1 protein-coding gene is annotated in these 1,107 nt (G+C 47.8%); it reads right to left on the bottom strand.

Annotation, left to right across the window (positions count from 1 at the left end):
- The coding region (brnQ, locus tag R7Z78_RS24690; protein WP_169643763.1) for a branched-chain amino acid transport system II carrier protein at positions 1 to 1,107 on the bottom strand (1,107 nt) is incomplete at both ends.

Below are 1,107 nucleotides of genomic sequence, written 5' to 3'. Positions count from 1 at the left end.
CTTCAAACAGCGGTAGTACGTTGAACGCAGATACATCCAAACCAGCAACTTTCGCTGCATCAACAAGTGCGAACAATAGTGATACTAGCAGTACCGCACGGTATGCAAAGCGAGGATTTGGCAGTTTGCTACGAACAAAGGTAAGAGCAACCAAAGCAATCGCCACTGGGTAAAGGGCAAACAGTACAGGTACAGAGAGCGAAATCAATTGCGCTAGACCAACGTTAGCAACTAGCGCACATACGGCACCGTTGATTAGAACCCACTGCTTGTATGACAGTGATGTCTTCGAGCTGAAGAAATCAGAACATGCTGAAATCAGACCGATAGCCGTTGTCAGACACGCTAACAATACAATCACAGAAAGAACGATTTGACCGTAAGGGCCAAACAATGCTTGAACGTACTGGCTTAGAATCAGACCACCGTTGTCTGCGCCCGCAGCAACTGTTGCACTGGTAGCGCCTAGGTAGAATAGCGAAATGTAAACAAATGCTAGACCAGCCGCCGCGATACAACCTGCAAAAATCAGGTACTTAGTCGTCGCAGAACGCTCCGTGATGCCTTTGCCGCGCAGTGCATCCACCATCAACATACCAAACATCAGCGATGCGAAAGTATCCATGGTGTTGTAGCCTTCAAGGAAGCCTTTGGTTAGTGGCTGAGTTAGGTACTCACCACGAGCTCCAATCATATCGCCTTGAGGATCTAGGAATACTGCAACAGCAAGAATGATCAAACCGACAAACAGCGCTGGAGTCAGCACTTTACCGATCAAGTCGATAAGACGGCCTTGGAACCAAGAGAACAGCATTGCAACCGCAAAAAAGATCACAGAAAACGCGGTAAGGTGCGCTTGAGAAGCTTCAACAAAGAATGGCTTCACGGCCATCTCGTAAGCCACTAGACCTGTACGAGGCGCTGCAAACGCAGGACCAATAATGATGAAGATAAGTGCTGCCATCAATACTGCTGCTTTTTTCGGAAGATCTTGAGTCAAGTGATCCCATGATCCACCTGCTACAGCAATAGCAACGATAGTAATAAGAGGTAGACCTACCGCTGTTAGCAAGAAACCGAACATCGCTGGCAATAGGTTTTCACCCG

This window comes from Vibrio sp. 1167 (genome assembly GCF_033340375.1).
Classification (GTDB): domain Bacteria; phylum Pseudomonadota; class Gammaproteobacteria; order Enterobacterales; family Vibrionaceae; genus Vibrio; species Vibrio alginolyticus.
Note: the sequence above shows the minus strand (reverse complement) of the source record. Positions and strands in the feature narration are given on the sequence as shown.